Raw genomic sequence first — 18022 nt, 5'->3', positions numbered from 1 at the left:
GCGGCCCCTACCATACCCCTGGAGACCGCCTGATGGCCGCCCCCGAAGTCACGCAACTGCCCAACCTCCCCAACGACGTGGAGGGCCTGCGGCAATCCATCCGTGATGCCATGGTCCGCGTGGTCGGCGAGGATCCGAAACAGGCCACCCAGCGCGACTGGCTGGAGGCCCTCTCGTTCGCGATCCGCGAACGCATGGTGGAGCGGCGACTGCTGACCCGCCGCCAGTTCGCCGAGGAAGACGTCAAGCGCGTCTATTACCTGTCGATGGAGTACCTGATCGGGCGCATGCTCGAGGCAAACCTGCGCAACATGGGCATCCTCGACGAGGCCCGCCAGGCGCTCGCCGATCTCGGTCAGGATCTCGATACCATCCTCGATCTCGAGGACGACGCGGCACTGGGTAACGGCGGCCTCGGCCGCCTTGCCGCCTGCATCCTGGAATCCCTGGCGACCCAGGGCTACCCCGGGTACGGCTACGGCATCCGCTACGAGTTCGGCATGTTCCGCCAGCAGTTCGAGCCCTACCACCAGGTGGAACACCCGGACAACTGGCTGCGCTATGGCAACCCCTGGGAGTTCCCGCGCTCGGACCGCAAGTACCCGATCCATTTCTACGGCTACGTGGTCGAGCACCATCATCCCGGTGGCGAGGCCCGCTACACCTGGGAAGACGGCGAGGAAGTCATGGCCATGGCCTACGACTATCCGACCGCGGGCTATGGGCGGCGCAATGTGAACAACCTGCGCCTGTGGGCCGCCAAAGCGACCCGTGACTTTGACCTGCGCTACTTCAACGAGGGCGACTACATCCGGGCGGTGGCGGACAAGGCCGAGTCCGAGACCATCTCCATGGTGCTGTACCCCAACGACGCCACGGCGATCGGCAAGGAGCTGCGCCTGAAGCAGGAGTACTTCTTCGTCTCCGCGTCGCTGCAGGACATCATGGAGCGGCACCTGGCCCTGGGCTACGACCTCGACGCCCTGCCCGACAAGGTCGCGATCCAGTTGAACGACACCCACCCGGCGATCGCGGTCGCCGAGCTGATGCGCCTGCTGATCGACCACCACGAGGTGAGCTGGGAACGCGCCTGGGACCTGACCCGGCGCACCTTCGCCTATACCAACCACACCCTGATGCCCGAGGCCCTGGAAACCTGGCCTGTGGAGCTGATGGAGCAGGTGCTGCCACGCCACATGGGGATCATCTACCAGATCAACCATGCCTTTCTCGAGGAGGTGCGCCACCGTTACCCCGGCGACAACGACCGCCTGGCTCGGCTGTCGATCATCGACGAGGCCAACGGCCGCCGCGTGCGCATGGCACACCTGGCCGTGGTCGGCTCTCACCACATCAATGGCGTGGCGGCACTGCATACCCAGCTGCTGCAGGAAACCCTGTTCGAGGATTTCTACACCCTGTGGCCGGAACGTTTCATCAATGTCACCAACGGTGTGACCCCGCGCCTGTGGATGATTCAGTCCAACCCGGCCCTCACCGCCCTGCTGGGCCAGCACATCGGCGATGACTGGCAGTACAACCTGGACGGCCTGCGCGCCCTCGAGCCCTACGCCCACGATGCCGGGGTGCAGCAGGCCTTTATGGACGTGAAGCGCGCCAACAAGCAGCGCCTGGCCGACCTGGTGCGCGAACGCACCGGCGTGGAACTGAACCCGGACGTCCTGTTCGACGTGCAGATCAAGCGCATCCACGAATACAAGCGCCAGCTGCTGAAGCTCCTGCACGTGGTGGATCTCTATCGCCGCATCCGCGCCGGCGAGGACGTCCCGCCGCGCGTGGTGCTGTTCGGCGGCAAGGCCGCGCCGGGCTATGCCCGCGCCAAGGCGATCATCCAGGTGATCAACGAAGTGGCCGACATCGTCAACCACGACCCGGCCATTGGGGATCGCCTGAAGTGCGTGTTCTTCCCGAACTACGAGGTCAGCTCCGCCAGCATCATCATCCCCGCCGCCGATATCTCCGAGCAGATCTCCACCGCCGGCTTCGAGGCCTCCGGCACCGGCAACATGAAACTGGCCCTGAACGGGGCGCTGACCGTTGGCACCCTGGATGGCGCCAACATCGAGATCCGCGACGCCGTGGGCGAGGACGCGATCTTCATCTTCGGCATGACCACCGACGAGGTCGTCGAGCACCGCCGCCACGGCCCGAGCCCCGAGGCCATCCTGGCTGGGCAGCCGGGGCTGAACGCGGCGGTCGAGATGATCGAGTCCGGATTCTTCACCTGCAACGACCCGGGGACGCATGCCGATCTCGGTCGCTACCTGCGCCAGGAGGATCCGTTCTTCGTCATCGCCGACTACGCGGCCTACGCCGAGGCCTGCGAACGCGCAGACACCCTGTACGCCGACCGCAGCGCCTGGGCCGAGGCCGCGATCCTGAACGTCGCGCGCATGGGCTACTTCTCGATCGACCGCACAGTGCGTGACTACGCCGGCAATATCTGGGATATCACGCCGGAGCCGGTCGCGCCGTCGCGCACCAACGGCGCCGCCTGAGCGCGCGCCTGCCGGGGCCTCAGGCCTGCGGCAGGCCCAGCCGGCGCAGCCAGCCGGCGGGGTTGCCGGCGCACACCAGAAATTCGGGGTTGAGCAGGCTCTCGCGCGCGTTGTAGCGCAGCTCCTGGCCGTGCAGGTCGGTTACCCGGCCGCCGGCAGCGCGCACCACCGCATGCGCGGCGGCGGTATCCCATTCGCTGGTCGGACCGAGACGGGGGTAGATATCAGCCGCCCCCTCGGCTACCAGACACAGCTTCAGCGAACTCCCCATGCTCACCAGCTCGTGCGGCCCCAGCCGTTCCAGCGCAACCTTCAGACGCTCGGCCCCGAACGAACGGCTACCCGCCACCAGCGGGTGCTCCGTTCCGATCCGCTCCCGGGCGACCGCGATCTCCCGCGCGGGCTGACCGGCATCCCGGCGCAGCGCCACGCCGTCACGGTGGCCCGCGTACAGGCGCCCGAGCACCGGACACCAGACCACCCCCAGGACCGGTTCGTGATCGTGAATCAGTGCCACGTTGACGGTGAATTCGCCGCTGCGCTTGACGAACTCGCGGGTACCGTCGAGGGGATCAATCAGCCAGTAGGTGCGCCACTGGCGGCGGCGTTCGAAGGGCACCCCCTGGCCCTCCTCGGACAGAACCGGCCAGTCTGGATCGATGTCCGCCAGTCCCTGACTGAGGATGCGGTGAGCGGCGAGATCGGCCTCGGTCAAAGGCGAGTGATCGGCCTTCTCGGTCACCGTAAAGCGTGTCTCGTAGAGCTCGAGAATGGCGTGGCCAGCCTGGTCGGCCAGGGTGGATACCTCGTGCATCAGGGCGGTGAGGGCCGCGTCCTTCGGCGGAGCATGCATGGGGAACTCCCGTTTTCCCGGACCGTCAGCTTGGCAGGGTTGAGCTCAGACGTCGAGGTAGTCGCGCACCATGTACAGGGCCGCAATGGAGCGCGCCTCGGTGAGATCGTCGCGGGCCACCAGCTCGGTCAGGCGATCCAGCGACCACGGCACTACTTCGATCGCCTCGGGCTCGTCGCCCTCCGCAGCCTCCGGGTAGAGGTCCTCGGCCAGCACCAGGTGGGTCTGATGCGCCATGTAACCCGGTGCCACGGTCAGCGCGCCGAGATGGGTCAGGCGGTGACCGCCATGCCCGACCTCTTCCATGATCTCGCGGTTGGCGGCGGCCAGGATGTCCTCGCCCGCCTCGATACGTCCTTTCGGCAGGCCCAGCTCGTAGCGATGGGTACCCGCGGCATATTCGCGGATCAGCAGCACGGTCCGGTCCGCCTGCACCGGCGCGATGATTACCGCTCCGTGCCCGCGACTGACCAGGCGCTCGAAGCAGGTGCGCGTCCCGTTGCTGAACTCGAGGTCCAGTTCCTCCACCTCGAACAGACGGCTGCTGGCCACCGTTCGCCGCCCCTGGACATCCGGCTTGTTACGACTCATGTCTGCACCCCCCGGGGACACACCGATCGATACAACCGCGCGACGCACCGGGTCGCGGAAAGTCTGGAGTGGCCGTCTCGAGTGTGAACATGGATCAGCGCTTCCCTACTGGCTGTTGCGCAGGCGAATCCGGGTACGCAGCTCGCCCTCGAACAGGGTATCGAACATCAGGCCGTGATCGGAGGTGGCGACTCGAAAGCCTTCCTGCTCCGCCGGCTCGGTATCCTCCAGCCGCAGGTCGAGATCGCCCCAGCTCACCGCCATGGTGACCCGCATCGGAAAGTACCCGTCGAGAAAGCGGCGCACGAACGGTCCGTTGTCCAGCCGATAGACACCATTGCCCTCGGACTCGACCAGCTTCATGCGGGCGGTCACGCAGACCTCGGCGTCGCGCTCCACCCCGCGCAGATCCACGCGGTCGCCGTCCACCACCAGCGCGGAGTCGATGTTGCGGGTGGATTCGATCTGGAGATCATCGATGGTCTGCTCGTTGTACACGATGACCATGCGCCGGATCGCGGCCACGTCATTGTGGCACTGGCGCAGGTCGGCCCAGCCGTCCTCCAGCGAGGAGGCCGTCAGCCGGATCTGGTTCTGGTGGTGATGCGGGGTACGCTCTGGCTCCTGCAGCAGGAAGGTCAGCTCCGGGCTGGTTGTCTGGGCATCCTCGGGGGAGACGGTCGCCGCCTCGCCCCACAGGCGGTCATCTTCCAGCGGGTCGTAGTCGGGATCGCCCGGCTCTGGGCCCTGTGCCGCCAGCGGCAAGACCCAGAGCGCCAGCAGCAGGGGAAGAAACCGTGGTTGCGTTACCATGGGCGCCATCGTATTCACCCTCTCTCGTGTTGCGCTCTGCTGTGGACCTGCAAAACCCCGAAAAAAATCCGCGCGGCCGCCCGGGCACGCCCGCGGTCGACTGGGCCGGGATCGACACCGTGCTGTTCGACATGGACGGCACGCTGCTGGACCTGCACTTCGACAACCGCTTCTGGCGCGAGCTGATCCCGGAAGAATACATCCGTTGCCAGCCGGACGACCCGGAATGCGCCCGGCGCCGGCTCGAAGACGAGATGCAGCGGGTACGCGGCAAGCTGGAATGGTATTGCGTGGATCACTGGACCCGCTTTACCGGCCTCGACATCCTCGGCCTCAAGCGCGAGCTGGCTCACCACATCGCCATCAAGCCCCACGCCCGCGACCTGCTGGACCTGCTACAGCGTTCCGGGCGCCGCCGCGTGCTGGTGACCAACGCGCATCCGAAGGTCTACGCCTTCAAGCACCGACTCACCCGCATTGGCGATCACCTGGACACCATCGTCTCTGCACACGATCTGGATTGCGCCAAGGAGGAAGGGGCATTCTGGGAGCGGCTGCAACGCGTCGCCCCGTACGACCCGGCGCGCACCCTGCTGGTCGACGACAACCTGCTGGCCCTGGCCAGTGCGGCCGCGGCCGGGCTGGGCGCGCTGCGCGGCATGCGCTACCCGGACGAACGCGGCGCAGCAATGACGTCGGAGCGCTTTGTACTGCTGGAGTCGCTGGCCGATCTGCTCCCCGGCCTGCCTGCCGCGGACGTGACCGCTACTTGACCGGTGTCGGCAGGTTACGGATGCGATCCAGACGGATCTGCACCGACCGCCCCTCGCACTCGCCATCCAGCCAGGCGTAGCCATCGGCCTCGCGCAGCGCCTGCGGGACCACCTTGCCCCACCAGGCCTGGTTCGAGTCCGGCTCGGCCCAGTTCAGCTGCAGGGTCTCGCCGGTGAGGATGGCAATCTCCAGACGTTCGGTCACATGCTTGGGGATAGCGGTCATCGGGGGGCTTCGCGGTAGTCGGTTGGATCGGGAATGCCGGCGGCGGCGAAGGCCGCCTGACGCGCCTGGCACTGCGGACAGCGTCCGCACTGGCGGGATTGTGCCAGAAGGCAGCTCCAGGTGCGGCTCCAGTCGATCCCCAGCGGGTCGGCCGCCGCGATCACCGCGGCCTTGGACTGCTCGATCAGCGGCGCCTCGATCCGCAGGCCCGGCACCAGGGTCGCGGCGAGATCCGCGATCTGGCGCACGAAGCCCGGCTGCGATCCGGGGCCGTGCCCGCGGTCCTCGCGGTTCAGCGCCAGCAGGATGCGCCTGGCGCCATGATGCTGCGCGAGATTGACCGCAAGCGCCAGCACCAGCAGATTACGCTGGGGCAGGGGCACGTGCCCGACCCAGTCGTTGCGCCGGGTGAAGGCCGCGCGCAGGGAGCGCAGATCAATGGCCAGCGGCGCGCTGTCGTAGACCGTGGCCAGGTACTCCACTGCGGCCCACTCGCGCGCGGCGTTGCGCTGTCCGTAGTCGACCCAGACCGCGCGCGTGCGGTGTTCGGCCGCGTGCCGCTGGGCCAGCAGGGCGCTGCTCTCGATACCACCGGAGAGCAGAAGCAGATCGGGGGTTTCGGACTGGCCGGATTCCATTCGGGCACCATACGCCAGACTCGGCCACGCGCAACACCACGGAGACCCGCCACTTGATCGAACAACTACGCAACCACTGGCAGCGCCTGCTGGGCGGCGAACGCAGCGACACCCCCGCCGCAGCCCCCGGGGACCGCCTGCAGCGCGCGGCCGCCGCCCTGATCATGGAAGTCTGCCGCGCCGATTTTCAGCTTCGCCCCGAAGAACTGGAATCGGTGCGCGCGAGCCTGATCGACCTGTTTCACCTGGATGCCGAGACCGCCGACGCCATGCTCGAGATCGCGCGCGAGGAGAGTGACGCCCTGATCTCCATCCATCCGATGGTGCGCGAGGTCAACGCGGCCTTCGATGCCGAGCAGAAGGCCGCGATCATGCGTGCGCTGTGGCGAGCCGCCTGGGCCAACGCAGACCTGCACAAGCGCCAGGAGGCGGTGATCCGGCACCTGGCGGACCTGCTCTACGTCCCGCATGCGACCTTTATCCGCACCAAGCACGAGATACTCGGCGATGCCGCCAATCCGGACTGAGCGGGAGGCATGCTGATGGGTGATCCGGGGACCCTGCTGGCCGCGCTGGCAGTGGGCATTCTTGGCGGCGTGCACTGCCTGGGGATGTGTGGCGGTATCGTCGGGGCCATTTCCATGGGTCACGGCCGGCGCGGGCCGGGGCTGGATCTGCTGCTGGCCTACAACCTCGGGCGCATGGCGAGCTATGTGATCGCCGGCGCCCTGGCCGGGTGGCTGGGGGCCAGCCTGCTGGGTGGACTGCCGGCCGGCCAGGCCCTGCTGCAGGCCATTGCGGCCCTGTTCCTGATCCTGCTGGGGCTTTATCTCGGGGGCTGGTGGCCGCTGCTCGCGCGGCTGGAGCAGGCCGGCGGGGTGGTCTGGCGGCGGATCGAGCCCCTGGGGCGGCGCTTCCTGCCGGTGCGCCACGCAGGCCACGCCCTGCTGGTGGGCGGCCTCTGGGGCTGGCTGCCCTGCGGCCTGGTATACAGCGTGCTGGCCTGGTCGCTGAGCGCAGGCGGGGCGCTGGAGGGGGCCGCGCTAATGGGCGCGTTTGCCCTTGGCACGCTGCCGAATCTGCTGCTGATGGGGGTGTTTGCCGCGCGCCTTGCGGCCTTTGTGCGCCAGCCCTGGGTACGCCGGGTGGCCGGGGGCGGCATCGCGCTGTACGGCGCGTGGATGCTGTTGCGCCTGGTGCTGTAGCACCCCGCCCGCAACGGGCGGGGTAGCGGCGTGGCCGGATGGCCCCTGCTCAGTCGACGTAGAAATCGCGCACGAAACGCACCGGCAGCTCGCGCTCACTGTCGGCGGGGGTGATGTCGATCGCGAAGTCGAGGGTCTCGCCGCTGCGCACGGTGACCTCGGACAGGTAATAGATGGCATCGCCATCGCGCACCTCGCGGAAACGCAGGCTGCGCATCTGGTCGTTCATGTTGGTCGCGCTGCCGGATACCTCGGCAGCCACCGCTTCCAGGCCGTTGTCACCGCGCTCCATCACGCTGATGTTGACCATGGCGCGGTTGGAACTGCGGCGCACGTCATAGGCCCGTGCCACCTCCGGGGACAGGAAGGTCGTGTTGATCACGTTGTAGTGGACGACGTAGTTGTCGAACTCCGCCTCGTTGGCGGATGCGATCGAGCTTCCGAGAGCAACCGCCGCCAAAGCGACGAGAAAGCCGGTGATGACCCGATGCACTCTTGCCATGGCTGACTCCTCTTCCGTGTTGGGGATCAGGGCCGGCGGCCCCATTGCCGCACGCGCCCTCAGCTTCGAGTCTAGCCGCTTTTGCGCCGGAAGAAACACGGGGCCCGGCCGCGCCCCGTGGCGGCGCCGGTGAGGTTCAGAAAGAGCGGACGATAATCAGCAAGATATAGAGCCCGACCAGGGCAATCATCGGCGAAAAATCGATCGCGCCGGTGTTGGGCAGGGCCCGGCGCAGCGGGCCCAGGATAGGGCGATTGACCGCACCGGCAAGCCGCATGACGGGGTTGTTCGCGGCGCCGCCACCCCCGGCCTGGATCCAGCTCATCACCACCTCCACGATCAGCGCGATGATGAACACCCAGATCACCGTGGTCAGCAACTCGCGGATCGCCACCACGAGGATGACACCGAAGCCGACATCGACGCCGACGATCAGCACACGCAGCCAGAGTTCGATGCACTTGAGCACAATCATCAGCACGATCGCGGCAAGATCGACTCGGCCGAGCGACGGAAGCACGGGCCGCAGCAGCCGCAGCGGCGGATCGGTGAGCATGACAATGGTCTGCGAGATCGGGTTGTAGTAGTCGGCCCGCACCAGACCGAAGATCGTGCGCAGGATCAGCAGGATGATGTAGATCCCGAAGACGACACTAACGAGAAAGATGGCGATCTCTTGTCCGGTTCCGGCGGCGGGCATGCGAGCTCCTCGGGAGACACTGAATACGGTGGCAGTCGGCACCGGACCCCGCGGGACACGCGCCCCGTTCGATCCGGTCAGTCAGGGCTTCCATTCTCGGGCAAGCCTGGCGGGATTCCAAGGAAAACACGGATTCATGTCGAGCTCGGGCACGCCCATGAAGCCGTGTTTCCCGGACCTGGCGGCGCCTCAGCGCCGGGCATCCATGCAGTCGCGCACGCGGGTCGCGATCTCTTCGATCGACAGCTCGGTCACGTCCAGATGCGGGATCTGCCAGCTGTCGAAGAATTCCTGGATGGCCGCGCACTCGGCGCGGCACTGGGCCAGGCTGGCATAACGGCTGTCGGGACGGCGACCCTCGCGGATCTGCGCGAGGCGCTGCGGGGTGATGGTCAGGCCCACCAGGCGCCCGCCCAGACCACGCAGGCCCTCGGGCATGTGCGGGATGTCGCCCTGGTTCAGGTCCTCCGGGACCAGCGGGTAATTGGCCGCGAACAGGCCGTAATTCATCGCCAGATAGAGGCTGGTCGGGGTCTTGCCGGAGCGCGATGCCCCGAGCAGCACCACGTCGGCCACCGACAGGTCCTGAACGGCCAGCCCGTCATCATGGGCCAGGCTGTAGTTCAGGGCCTCGATGCGGCGGTCGTAGAGGCTGACATCGCCCATGCCGTGCGCACGGCCGGACACCGACTGCGCCGACAGGCCCAGCATCCCCTCCAGGCGCTCGACCTGCTCGCCAAACACGTCGATCACCGGCACCGGACAGTGCCGCAGATCCGCCCGCAGGTCGGCATTGGCCAGCGTGGCCACCAGCAGCGCCGGCTGCGGGCCGGCCTCCGCGCGCGCGAAGACCCCGGACAGACGCCCGGGCGTCTGCACGAACGGCAGCCGGTGCCAGGCCGGGTCCACGTCCGGGAACTGGGTAAAGAGTGAACGCGCCAGGGTCTCCGCGGTAATCCCGGTTCCGTCCGAGACCAGGTACACCTGCGGACACCGGTTCGGGTCAGTCATCGTCTTGCCCGGCGGACCGGGCCAGACGCTCCCAGGTCGACAGCAGGGAATCGGGGTTGAGCGACAGCGAATCGATGCCCTCGTGCACCAGCCACGCCGCCAGCTCCGGGTAGTCCGACGGCGCCTGACCACAGATCCCGACATACTTGTCGGCGCGACGGGCCGCCCGGATCGCCATACTCAGCAGGGCCTTCACCGCATCGTTGCGTTCGTCGAAGGAGTCCGCCACCAGCCCGGAGTCGCGATCCACCCCCAGGGTCAGCTGGGTGAGGTCGTTGGAGCCGATCGAGAAGCCGTCGAAGTGTTCGAGGAAGCGCGCCGCCAGCAGGGCATTCGACGGGATCTCGCACATCATCACAATTTTCAGGCCGTTCTCGCCCCGGCGCAGACCCTCCTCGCCGAGCACGCGGATCACGTCCTCGGCCTCGGTCAGCGTGCGCACGAACGGGACCATGATCTGCACGTTCTCGAGCCCCATCGCGTCGCGCACCCGGCGCAGGGCCTCGCACTCCATCGCGAACGCGGGGCGGAAGCTGTCGGAGCGGTAGCGCGAGGCACCGCGGAACCCGAGCATCGGGTTCTCCTCCTCCGGCTCGTAGCCCGCGCCCCCGATCAGGTGCGCATACTCGTTGGACTTGAAGTCCGACAGGCGCACGATCACCGGCTCCGGCGCGAAGGCCGCCGCCAGCGTGGCGATGCCCTCGGCGAGCTTGCGCACGAAGAACTCGCGCGGGCCGTCATCGAACCCGCGCAGGCGTTCGGCAATGCGCTCCTGTACCTCGGCATCCAGGCGGCCCGGGTCCTCGGCGTAGTCCAGCAGCGCCAGCGGGTGCACGCCGATGGTCCCGTTGATGATGAATTCCAGCCGTGCCAGCCCGATCCCGGCATGCGGCAATTGCGCGAAGGCATAGGCACGACCCGGGTTGGCCACGTTCAGCATCAGTTTGACCGGCAGCTCCGGCAGTTCGCCGATGTCGGTCTTCTTTACCGTGTACTCGAGCGTGCCCGGATACACATGGCCGTCATCGCCCTCGGCACAGGAGACGGTCGCCTGCATGCCGTCGGAGAGCACCTCGGTCGCATTGCCGCAGCCCACCACCGCCGCGATGCCCATCTCGCGCGCGATGATCGCAGCGTGACAGGTGCGCCCGCCGCGGTTGGTCACGATCGCCGCGGCGCGCTTCATCACCGGCTCCCAGTCGGGGTCGGTCATGTCGGCCACCAGGATGTCGCCGGCCTCCATGGTGTGCATGGCATCCGGCGAGTCCAGCACCCGCACGACCCCGGCGCCGATCTTTGCGCCGATCGCGCGGCCGGTCACCAGCGGCTCGGCATCATGCGGCGCCAGCTCGTAACGCTCGCCGCCCCCCAGCTCGACCCGGCTCTCCACCGTCTCCGGGCGCGCCTGCACGATGAACAGTTCGCCGGTCTCGCCGTCCTGGGCCCACTCGATGTCCATCGGACGGCCATAGTGCTGTTCGATCGCGACCGCGTAGCGGCCGAGCTGTTCGGCATCGGCATCCGACAGGCAGAACCGGTGGCGCAGGTCTTTCGGGGTGTCTTCGGTGCGGGTGCCGGCCGCATCCAGCACCATGCGGACCGCCTTGGTGCCCAGGGTGCGGCCGATGATCGCGCGCTTGCCGGCCGCCAGCGCCGGCTTGTACACCTGATACTCGTCCGGATTGACCGCCCCCTGCACCACCGTCTCGCCCAGCCCCCAGGCCCCGGTGATGAACACCGCATCGCGAAAACCACTCTCGGTGTCCAGGGTGAAGATCACCCCGCTGGCCCCGATATCGGAGCGCACCATGCGCTGCACCCCGGCCGACAGCGCCACCTCGTCATGGGCGAAGCCGTTGTGAACGCGGTAGGCGATCGCGCGATCGTTGTAGAGGCTCGCAAAGCACTCGCGCAGGCGCTGCAGCAGCGCGTCAATGCCGCGCACGTTCAGGAAGGTCTCCTGCTGGCCCGCAAACGAGGCCTCGGGCAGATCCTCCGCAGTCGCGGAGGAACGCACGGCGACCGGGACATCCGCGCCCAGCTGGGCGTAGTGCTCGCGCACGGACTGTTCCAGCTCCGGCGGCAGCTCGGCCTGTTCGATCCACTCCCGAACCTCGCGCCCCGCGGCCCGCAGGGCCTCGATATCGTCAATATCCAGATCCGCCAGCCGCGCCTTGATGCGCGCATCCAGCCCGCCCTTCGACAACAGGGCGCGGTAGGCGTCTGCCGTGGTGGCAAAGCCCCCGGGCACCTGCACACCCGCCTGCCCGAGCTGGCCGAGCAGCTCGCCCAGCGAGGCGTTCTTGCCGCCCACCCGGGCGACATCGTTCATGGTCAGGTCGGCGAGATCGACTACCCAGCGCATCATAAATCCTCTTCTTGAATGTTATCCCGGGCTTTGTGACCCCTTTAACACGGGGCCGCGCCCTGGTCCGCTAAACTTCAACGGATTTGTCTACTAGGGAGATTGTGTGACCACCTCTGCCACCCGCCGTTTCAGCCTACTCTATTCAGTCTTGCCGACCATGCTGCTGGGCATGGCGCTGCTGATGCAAGCAGCCGCGGCCCACGAATCGGGGGCCTCCATGGCCATCCTCGGCACGGTCGAGAACGTCCGCATCGTCCAGGAGGACGTGGTGCTGGAGGCGCGCATGGATACCGGCGCCACCTCCTCCTCGCTAAACGCCCTGAACAAGGAGCGTTTCGAGAAAGATGGCGAGGACTGGATCCGCTTCGAAATCATCGACCCCGACGACGAAGACAAGCGCGTCACCCTGGAGCGCCCGATCGAACGCATCGTGAGCATCCGGCGCCACAGCGGTGACTCACAGGAGCGCCCAGTGGTGCGCATGGAATTCTGCATCGGCGACCAGCTCCTGACCGCGGACACCAGCCTGATCGACCGCACCGCCCTGACCTACCAGGCCCTGATCGGGCGCAGCCACATGGCGGGCCACATCCTGGTGGATTCCGGCGCCGAGCACCTGCGCGCGCCCGACTGCGCGGCGGATGCGCAGTGAAGCGTTTCCACCTGCCGATCCTGATCGTACTGCTAAGCACGATCGGGCTCGGGGTCTTCGCCTACAAGGCGCTCGCCCTGAACCTGCCGGTTGCGCCGGGCGCGTCGGCCGAGACCTGGCTGGTCGAGGCCCGGGTGCGCTACCAGCCCACCGGCGGAGCCACCAATGTCCAGCTGCGCATCCCCGAACGCCTGCCCAACTTTGCACTGCTGGACGAGGGCTTCGTCTCGCGCGGCTACGGCCTGAACACGCTATCCGCCGGCGATGACCGGATCGCGCAGTGGACCACCCGCCAGCCCCGCGGCGAGCAGGTGCTGTACTACCGCGCCACGCTGTACCGCATGGGCGATGACGGCTCCGAGGCCGAATACCCGGGGCCGGTTTCGGTGCCCGACTGGATGGAACCGCAGCGCTCTGCGGCCGAGGCCCTGATCGAGGACGTCCGCGCCCGCTCCTCGGATATCCAGACCTTTGCCTCGGTCCTGGTGAACGACCTGACGGAGGCCTCCGCGGCCTCCAATGCCGCAGTATTTGTCGCCGACAATGGCGACCAGCGCACCCGTACCGAGACCCTGATCGACCTGCTGGCCACCGCGCGCATCCCGGCGCGCATGGTAACCACCCTGCCGCTGCGCGACGGCCGCCGCGACCTTGATCCCGAGGTCTGGCTGGAGGTCCACAACACCCGCCGCTGGGTGCCGATCCACCCGATCAGCGGCGACATCGAATACCCGCAGGACGTGGTCGTATGGGCCCATGGGACCGACCCCCTGCTGGAGGTCAGCAATGGCCGCGAGGCCGAAATCCGCTTCGCCGTGTCGCGCAGTGTGCAGGATGCGCTGGCCACCGCGGAACGCTTTGGCGAGACGGTCAACGCCCGCATCCTCGACTTCTCCACGCTGGCCCTGCCGCTGGGCACGCAGAACACCTACCGCGTGCTGCTGATGGTGCCGCTGGGGGCGATGATCATCGTATTCCTGCGCAACGTGATCGGCATCCAGACCTTCGGGACCTTCATGCCGGTGCTGATCGCACTGTCCTTCCGCGAGACCCAGCTGCTGGCGGGCATCATCCTGTTCACACTGATCGTCTCGCTGGGTCTCGCCGTGCGTTTCTATCTGGAACACCTCCGCCTGCTGCTGGTGCCGCGACTGGCGGCCGTCGTCAGCGTGGTGATCATGCTGATGCTGGCTATCAGCATCCTGTCGCACCACCTCGGTTTCGAACGGGCCCTGGCCCTGTCGCTGTTCCCGATGGTGATCCTGGCCATGACCATCGAGCGCATGTCGGTGGTCTGGGAGGAGCATGGCCCATCGGATGCGATCACCCAGGGCATCGGCAGTCTCGTGGTCGCGGCCGCCGCCTACGGGCTGATGGCAAATCGCCAGCTGGAACACCTGCTGTTCGTATTCCCCGAACTGCTGCTGGTACTGCTGGCCATGACCCTGCTGCTGGGACGCTACACCGGCTACCGCCTGACCGAGCTGTTCCGCTTCGGCCGCATCCAGGAAGCCATGCGGAGGGACGGCTGATGCCCGGCTGGCTGCCCCGGTTCGTACGTCCGCGACTGCTGAAGGAACAGGGCATCGTGGGTATGAATGCACGCAACGCCCGTTACATCGCGGCCTGGAACGCACGCCGCTTCTACCCGCGCGTGGACGACAAGCTGCAGACCAAGCAGCTGGCGCTGGATGCCGGCCTGTCGGTGCCCGAGCTCTACGGAGTGGTGCGCACCCACCGCCAGATCCGCGAGGTCCGCCGCGAGCTGGGCCGGCACGAGGAGGGCTTTGTGATCAAGCCCGCCCACGGGGCCGCCGGTGACGGCATCCTGGTCATCGACGGCTGGCGCGGCGACCGGCCGCGCCGAGCGAACGGGCGCACGCTGGAACTCTCGGAACTGGACGACCACATCTCCAACATCCTGTCCGGCATGTACAGCCTGGGCGGCCGTCCGGATGTCGCGATGATCGAACAGCGGGTGCGCTTTTCGTCGGTGTTCGATGCCGTGGCGCATCAGGGCGTTCCGGATATCCGCACCGTGGTCTACCGCGGCTACCCGGTCATGGCGATGATGCGCCTGCCCACCCAGGACTCCGACGGCAAGGCCAACCTGCATCAGGGTGCGGTTGGTACCGGGATCGATCTTGGTTCGGGCTGCACCATTGGCGGGGTACGCTACAACCGGCCCTGCCACGAACACCCGGACAGCGAACACAGCATCGTCGGCCTGCAGATACCGGGCTGGGAGCAGCTGATGGAGCTGGCCGCCGGTTGCTTTGAACTGAGCCAGCTGGGCTACCTGGGGGTGGATGTGGTCATCGATGCCGAGCGCGGCCCGCTGATCCTCGAGTTGAATGCGCGCCCGGGGCTCGCCATCCAGATTGCCAACGGCGAGGGCCTGGATCACCGCATCACCGCCGTGGATGCGCACATGGTCGCGCGCGCGACCGAAACAGCCGCCGACCGTGCCCGCTGGTCCGGCGAGGTCTTCGCCCGCCCCATCACGAGGGATGGCACCCCGGCTGCGAACCACCATCCCGACGCCGCCCCCGCCTGACGGAAACCCGCACGCGGCCATGCGTCCGGGTGCCCGGGCTGACAACATCGCGACCGGCGCCCGCGCCGAGAAGGCCCCCGGCACCGGCACGAACGTGGTTTGGGCTATCCTACGCGCATGACTGCCGCCGCCGAGACCCAGACGCCGGACATCGAACAGGCCCTCGCCGACGCCGAGCGCGTGTGCGCCCGCCATGGGGCGCGCCTGACCGAACAGCGCCGACGCATCCTGGAACAGATCCTGCGCACCGACGGCGTGATCAAGGCCTACGACCTGATCCACGCCCTGTCCTCCGACGATCACAGCATCAAGCCGCCCACGGTCTACCGCACGCTGTCCTTCCTGCTGGAGCAGGGCCTGATCCACCGCATCGAGAGCCTGAACGGCTTCGTTGCCTGCTCGCATCCGGGCGAACGCCACGAATCCGCGCTGATGATCTGCGACGGCTGCGGCCAGATCACCGAATTCCACACCCCGGAATCGGCCAGCCGCGCACTCGACAGCGCCGCTGAGCAACAGGACTTCGCCATCGACTCGCGCATGGTGGAACTGCACGGCCAGTGTGGCGACTGCCGCCGGGCACAAGACCGGGCCTGAGGGAAACACGGAAGACACGGCAACCGACACGCACCTGATGGCCGCCACCCCCCTGGAGTCCTTTCCGCCGCTGCTGCGGGGCGATACCCGGCTGGTCGTGCTGGGCAGTTTTCCGGGCGTCGCCTCGCTGGAGGCGCAGGCCTACTATGCCCATCCACGCAATCAGTTCTGGCCGATTGTCGGCCAGATCCTGGACACCCCCCTCGCCGAGATGGACTACCCCGAACGGATCGAGCGCCTGCTCGATCATGGTGTCGGACTCTGGGATGTCTACGGCCGCTGCACACGCAAGGGGAGCCTGGACAGCGCCATCCGCGATGCAGTCCCCAACGACCTCGCGCGCCTGACCCGCGAGGCCCCGAGTCTGCGCGTGATCATCCACAACGGTGCCGAGAGCGCACGCCGCATCCACGAGAGCCGCGCCCTGGGCGTGGAGGCGCTACGCCTGCCCTCCACCAGTCCGGCCAATGCACGCCTGAGCCTGTCCGCAAAGCAGGAGGCCTGGCGCGAGGCCTTCGCCCGCGCGGGCCTGCCGCGCGCCTGACGGCAACCACGCGTAGCGCTGCGCTTGAATCAAGAATAGTTATGATATAACGTCTCTTTCATAGAACGTTACGATATAACAAATCATCTTGATTGATCGGCAGCGCCGCCAGCGGCACAGTGCCGCCCAGAAAGGAGCCCAGAATGCCCCGTTTCGCACTCACCCGACCCGCACTCGCCGGCCTGACGGCGTTAACCCTCGCCACGCCCGGTGCCGCGGCGGCACAGTGGACGGCCCCTCCCAATGACGCGTCCTGGGGCCTGGATGTATCGCTGATCCTTGAGGGCGTTTACTACAACGAGATGTCCAGGGGAAACCGTGATCCGGCGGGCTTCGACGACGGCCATGATCATGGTCACGATCACGACCATGGACATGGCCATGACCATGGCTTCGACAACGGCTTCAACCTGGGCCACAGCGAGCTGGTTTTCGAGGCCAGCCTCGGCGACCTGTTCGACGGCGTACTGACCATCGGCTTTGACGAAGACCACGTCGAGGTCGAGGAGGCCTACCTGGTGACCCGGGCCCTCCCCGGCGGCTTTCAGGTCAAGGCCGGCAAGTTCCTGTCCGACATCGGCTACATCAACAGCCGCCACGGCCACGACTGGGACTTCGTTGATCGCCCGCTGGTGAACGAATACCTGTTCGGCGACCATGGGCTGCAGGAAACCGGGGTCCAGGCCACCTGGGTTGCCCCGACCGAGACCTACACCCAGCTAGGGGTCGAACTGCTGCAGGGCGAGACCGGTGGCATCGCAAACTACGAGGGCGGCCAGTCCGCGCTGAATGGTCAGGATCGCATTCTGCGCGACCGCTCCGGGCCACGCCTGATCACCGCTTTCGCCAAGTTCGGACCGGATCTGGGCCCGGATCATGCCGCGCAGTTCGGCGTATCTGGCGGCTACGCACGCAGCTTCCAGCAGACAGACGAACATTCCACTCGCTTTGAGGACTGGGACGGCAGCGCCTGGTTTGCCGGGCTGGATGCGGTCTACAAGTACAGCTCTGGCCGCGCCTACGGTCACGGTGACTGGCGACTGCAGGGCGAATACTTCTACCGCGAGATCGATGTCGACCGCCGCGACGTCAATTTTGAGGCGGACGGCAATGGCCCGATCGGGTTCGTCCGCAATGAGCAGTCCTTCAAGAACCAGCAGGATGGGATCTATGTTCAGGGCGTCTACGGCTTCGCCCCACGCTGGGAGGCCGGCCTGCGTACAGAGGCCCTGGGCCTGACCAACGATGTCGGTCGCGGCAGCGGCAGCTCCTTCGGCGCCTCCTACCGGCATACGGCCCAGGTAACCTTCCGTCCGGTAGAGCCGGTATTTCTGCGCGCCCAGCTGTCGCAGAGCGACTTCATCGACGAAGACGACCGCCGCGATCGCGGGCTCGAGTTCATGCTGCAGCTGAACGTGGCCCTCGGCGCACACGGCGCCCATCGCTTCTGACGCTGACTCGCGCGGGCCCGGC

General features: G+C 67.2%; 19 protein-coding genes. 10 read left to right on the top strand and 9 right to left on the bottom strand.

Annotated features, from left to right (window positions below):
* Nucleotides 1–32: 32 nt before the first annotated feature.
* Nucleotides 33–2519, top strand: a complete 2487-nt coding sequence (locus D000_RS0111265) for a glycogen/starch/alpha-glucan phosphorylase (protein ID WP_018873628.1) — start codon at nt 33–35, stop codon at nt 2517–2519.
* A gap of 19 nt (nt 2520–2538) precedes the next feature.
* Here the strand turns inward: D000_RS0111265 and cysQ are convergent, their stop codons facing one another.
* From cysQ to D000_RS0111250, 3 genes are all read right to left on the bottom strand, one after another.
* Nucleotides 2539–3372, bottom strand: coding sequence for a 3'(2'),5'-bisphosphate nucleotidase CysQ (cysQ, locus tag D000_RS0111260; protein WP_018873627.1), 834 nt, complete (start codon nt 3370–3372; stop codon nt 2539–2541).
* A 45-nt stretch (nt 3373–3417) separates the two neighbouring features.
* Nucleotides 3418–3963, bottom strand: a complete 546-nt coding sequence (nudE, locus tag D000_RS0111255) for an ADP compounds hydrolase NudE (protein WP_026279947.1) — start codon at nt 3961–3963, stop codon at nt 3418–3420.
* A 105-nt stretch (nt 3964–4068) separates the two neighbouring features.
* Nucleotides 4069–4776: a hypothetical protein gene (locus D000_RS0111250; protein ID WP_018873625.1), complete on the bottom strand. Its 708-nt coding sequence runs from the start codon at nt 4774–4776 to the stop codon at nt 4069–4071.
* A gap of 41 nt (nt 4777–4817) precedes the next feature.
* Here D000_RS0111250 and D000_RS0111245 point away from each other — a divergent pair, with 41 nt between their 5' ends.
* On the top strand, nt 4818–5549 hold the full coding sequence (locus D000_RS0111245) for an HAD family hydrolase (protein ID WP_018873624.1): 732 nt from the start codon (nt 4818–4820) through the stop codon (nt 5547–5549).
* On the opposite strand, the gene D000_RS0111240 is transcribed toward D000_RS0111245, so the two are convergent.
* Together D000_RS0111240 and D000_RS0111235 are read right to left on the bottom strand one after the other, a co-directional pair.
* Nucleotides 5542–5775, bottom strand: a complete 234-nt coding sequence (locus tag D000_RS0111240; protein ID WP_018873623.1) for a hypothetical protein — start codon at nt 5773–5775, stop codon at nt 5542–5544. The two genes, D000_RS0111245 and D000_RS0111240, sit on opposite strands and share 8 nt — an antisense overlap.
* The gene (locus D000_RS0111235; protein WP_018873622.1) at nt 5772–6413 is read right to left on the bottom strand and encodes a 7-cyano-7-deazaguanine synthase; all 642 of its coding nucleotides are present in this window, start codon (nt 6411–6413) and stop codon (nt 5772–5774) included. Before D000_RS0111235 ends, D000_RS0111240 begins: the two co-directional genes overlap by 4 nt.
* Before the next feature lie 53 nt (nt 6414–6466).
* Between D000_RS0111235 and D000_RS0111230 the strand changes: the two genes are divergently transcribed.
* Nucleotides 6467–6940, top strand: coding sequence for a TerB family tellurite resistance protein (locus D000_RS0111230; RefSeq protein WP_018873621.1), 474 nt, complete (start codon nt 6467–6469; stop codon nt 6938–6940).
* Between the two features lie 15 nt (nt 6941–6955).
* Nucleotides 6956–7618, top strand: a complete 663-nt coding sequence (locus D000_RS0111225; RefSeq protein ID WP_026279945.1) for a sulfite exporter TauE/SafE family protein — start codon at nt 6956–6958, stop codon at nt 7616–7618.
* 49 nt (nt 7619–7667) lie between these two features.
* Here D000_RS0111225 and D000_RS0111220 read toward each other — a convergent pair whose 3' ends face one another.
* The 4 genes from D000_RS0111220 to ppsA all read right to left on the bottom strand — a co-directional run bounded on the left by D000_RS0111220 (nt 7668) and on the right by ppsA (nt 12196).
* Nucleotides 7668–8120: a DUF4426 domain-containing protein gene (locus D000_RS0111220; RefSeq protein WP_026279944.1), complete on the bottom strand. Its 453-nt coding sequence runs from the start codon at nt 8118–8120 to the stop codon at nt 7668–7670.
* A 136-nt stretch (nt 8121–8256) separates the two neighbouring features.
* Nucleotides 8257–8820: a YggT family protein gene (locus D000_RS0111215; RefSeq protein ID WP_018873618.1), complete on the bottom strand. Its 564-nt coding sequence runs from the start codon at nt 8818–8820 to the stop codon at nt 8257–8259.
* A 189-nt stretch (nt 8821–9009) separates the two neighbouring features.
* A complete protein-coding gene (locus D000_RS0111210) occupies nt 9010–9831 on the bottom strand; it encodes a pyruvate, water dikinase regulatory protein (protein WP_026279943.1) in 822 nt (273 codons plus the stop codon).
* Nucleotides 9824–12196 carry a phosphoenolpyruvate synthase gene (gene ppsA / locus D000_RS0111205; protein ID WP_026279942.1) on the bottom strand — a complete coding sequence of 791 codons (2373 nt, stop codon included), beginning with the start codon at nt 12194–12196 and terminating at the stop codon, nt 9824–9826. Before ppsA ends, D000_RS0111210 begins: the two co-directional genes overlap by 8 nt.
* A 160-nt stretch (nt 12197–12356) precedes the next feature.
* On the opposite strand from ppsA, the gene D000_RS0111200 reads away from it, so the two are divergent.
* From D000_RS0111200 to D000_RS0111175, 6 genes are all read left to right on the top strand, one after another.
* The gene (locus D000_RS0111200) at nt 12357–12851 is read left to right on the top strand and encodes an ATP-dependent zinc protease (RefSeq protein WP_026279941.1); all 495 of its coding nucleotides are present in this window, start codon (nt 12357–12359) and stop codon (nt 12849–12851) included.
* Complete coding sequence (locus D000_RS0111195; RefSeq protein WP_018873614.1) at nt 12848–14383, top strand: inactive transglutaminase family protein; 1536 nt, start codon at nt 12848–12850, stop codon at nt 14381–14383. The genes D000_RS0111200 and D000_RS0111195 overlap by 4 nt, the downstream gene beginning before the upstream one ends.
* Entirely contained in the window at nt 14383–15408 is a 1026-nt protein-coding gene (locus tag D000_RS0111190) for an alpha-L-glutamate ligase-like protein (RefSeq protein WP_018873613.1), read from the top strand. Before D000_RS0111195 ends, D000_RS0111190 begins: the two co-directional genes overlap by 1 nt.
* 117 nt (nt 15409–15525) lie before the next feature.
* Nucleotides 15526–16005 (top strand): Fur family transcriptional regulator, encoded by a 480-nt coding sequence (locus D000_RS0111185; protein WP_018873612.1) that lies wholly within the window; start codon nt 15526–15528, stop codon nt 16003–16005.
* A 37-nt stretch (nt 16006–16042) separates the two neighbouring features.
* Nucleotides 16043–16549 carry a DNA-deoxyinosine glycosylase gene (locus D000_RS0111180; RefSeq protein ID WP_018873611.1) on the top strand — a complete coding sequence of 169 codons (507 nt, stop codon included), beginning with the start codon at nt 16043–16045 and terminating at the stop codon, nt 16547–16549.
* Nucleotides 16550–16692: 143 nt separating this feature from the next.
* A complete protein-coding gene (locus D000_RS0111175; RefSeq protein ID WP_018873610.1) occupies nt 16693–18000 on the top strand; it encodes a TonB-dependent receptor in 1308 nt (435 codons plus the stop codon).
* Nucleotides 18001–18022 lie beyond the last annotated feature (22 nt).

The organism is Thioalkalivibrio sp. ALJ16 (assembly GCF_000377345.1).
Classification (GTDB): domain Bacteria; phylum Pseudomonadota; class Gammaproteobacteria; order Ectothiorhodospirales; family Ectothiorhodospiraceae; genus Thioalkalivibrio.
This window is presented reverse-complemented; position numbering and strand designations above follow the sequence as displayed.

Excerpts from the sequence above, each read along its gene's own strand:
- D000_RS0111200 (WP_026279941.1), top strand. The coding sequence starts at position 12,357 with ATGCTGCTGGGCATGGCGCTGCTGATGCAAGCAGCCGCGGCCCACGAA.
- D000_RS0111210 (WP_026279943.1), bottom strand. The coding sequence starts at position 9,831 with ATGACTGACCCGAACCGGTGTCCGCAGGTGTACCTGGTCTCGGACGGA.
- D000_RS0111265 (WP_018873628.1), top strand. The coding sequence starts at position 33 with ATGGCCGCCCCCGAAGTCACGCAACTGCCCAACCTCCCCAACGACGTG.
- D000_RS0111225 (WP_026279945.1), top strand. The coding sequence starts at position 6,956 with ATGGGTGATCCGGGGACCCTGCTGGCCGCGCTGGCAGTGGGCATTCTT.
- D000_RS0111190 (WP_018873613.1), top strand. The coding sequence starts at position 14,383 with ATGCCCGGCTGGCTGCCCCGGTTCGTACGTCCGCGACTGCTGAAGGAA.
- D000_RS0111185 (WP_018873612.1), top strand. The coding sequence starts at position 15,526 with ATGACTGCCGCCGCCGAGACCCAGACGCCGGACATCGAACAGGCCCTC.
- nudE (WP_026279947.1), bottom strand. The coding sequence starts at position 3,963 with ATGAGTCGTAACAAGCCGGATGTCCAGGGGCGGCGAACGGTGGCCAGC.
- D000_RS0111240 (WP_018873623.1), bottom strand. The coding sequence starts at position 5,775 with ATGACCGCTATCCCCAAGCATGTGACCGAACGTCTGGAGATTGCCATC.
- D000_RS0111250 (WP_018873625.1), bottom strand. The coding sequence starts at position 4,776 with ATGGTAACGCAACCACGGTTTCTTCCCCTGCTGCTGGCGCTCTGGGTC.
- D000_RS0111180 (WP_018873611.1), top strand. The coding sequence starts at position 16,043 with ATGGCCGCCACCCCCCTGGAGTCCTTTCCGCCGCTGCTGCGGGGCGAT.
- D000_RS0111175 (WP_018873610.1), top strand. The coding sequence starts at position 16,693 with ATGCCCCGTTTCGCACTCACCCGACCCGCACTCGCCGGCCTGACGGCG.
- D000_RS0111235 (WP_018873622.1), bottom strand. The coding sequence starts at position 6,413 with ATGGAATCCGGCCAGTCCGAAACCCCCGATCTGCTTCTGCTCTCCGGT.
- D000_RS0111220 (WP_026279944.1), bottom strand. The coding sequence starts at position 8,120 with ATGGCAAGAGTGCATCGGGTCATCACCGGCTTTCTCGTCGCTTTGGCG.
- D000_RS0111215 (WP_018873618.1), bottom strand. The coding sequence starts at position 8,820 with ATGCCCGCCGCCGGAACCGGACAAGAGATCGCCATCTTTCTCGTTAGT.
- ppsA (WP_026279942.1), bottom strand. The coding sequence starts at position 12,196 with ATGCGCTGGGTAGTCGATCTCGCCGACCTGACCATGAACGATGTCGCC.
- cysQ (WP_018873627.1), bottom strand. The coding sequence starts at position 3,372 with ATGCATGCTCCGCCGAAGGACGCGGCCCTCACCGCCCTGATGCACGAG.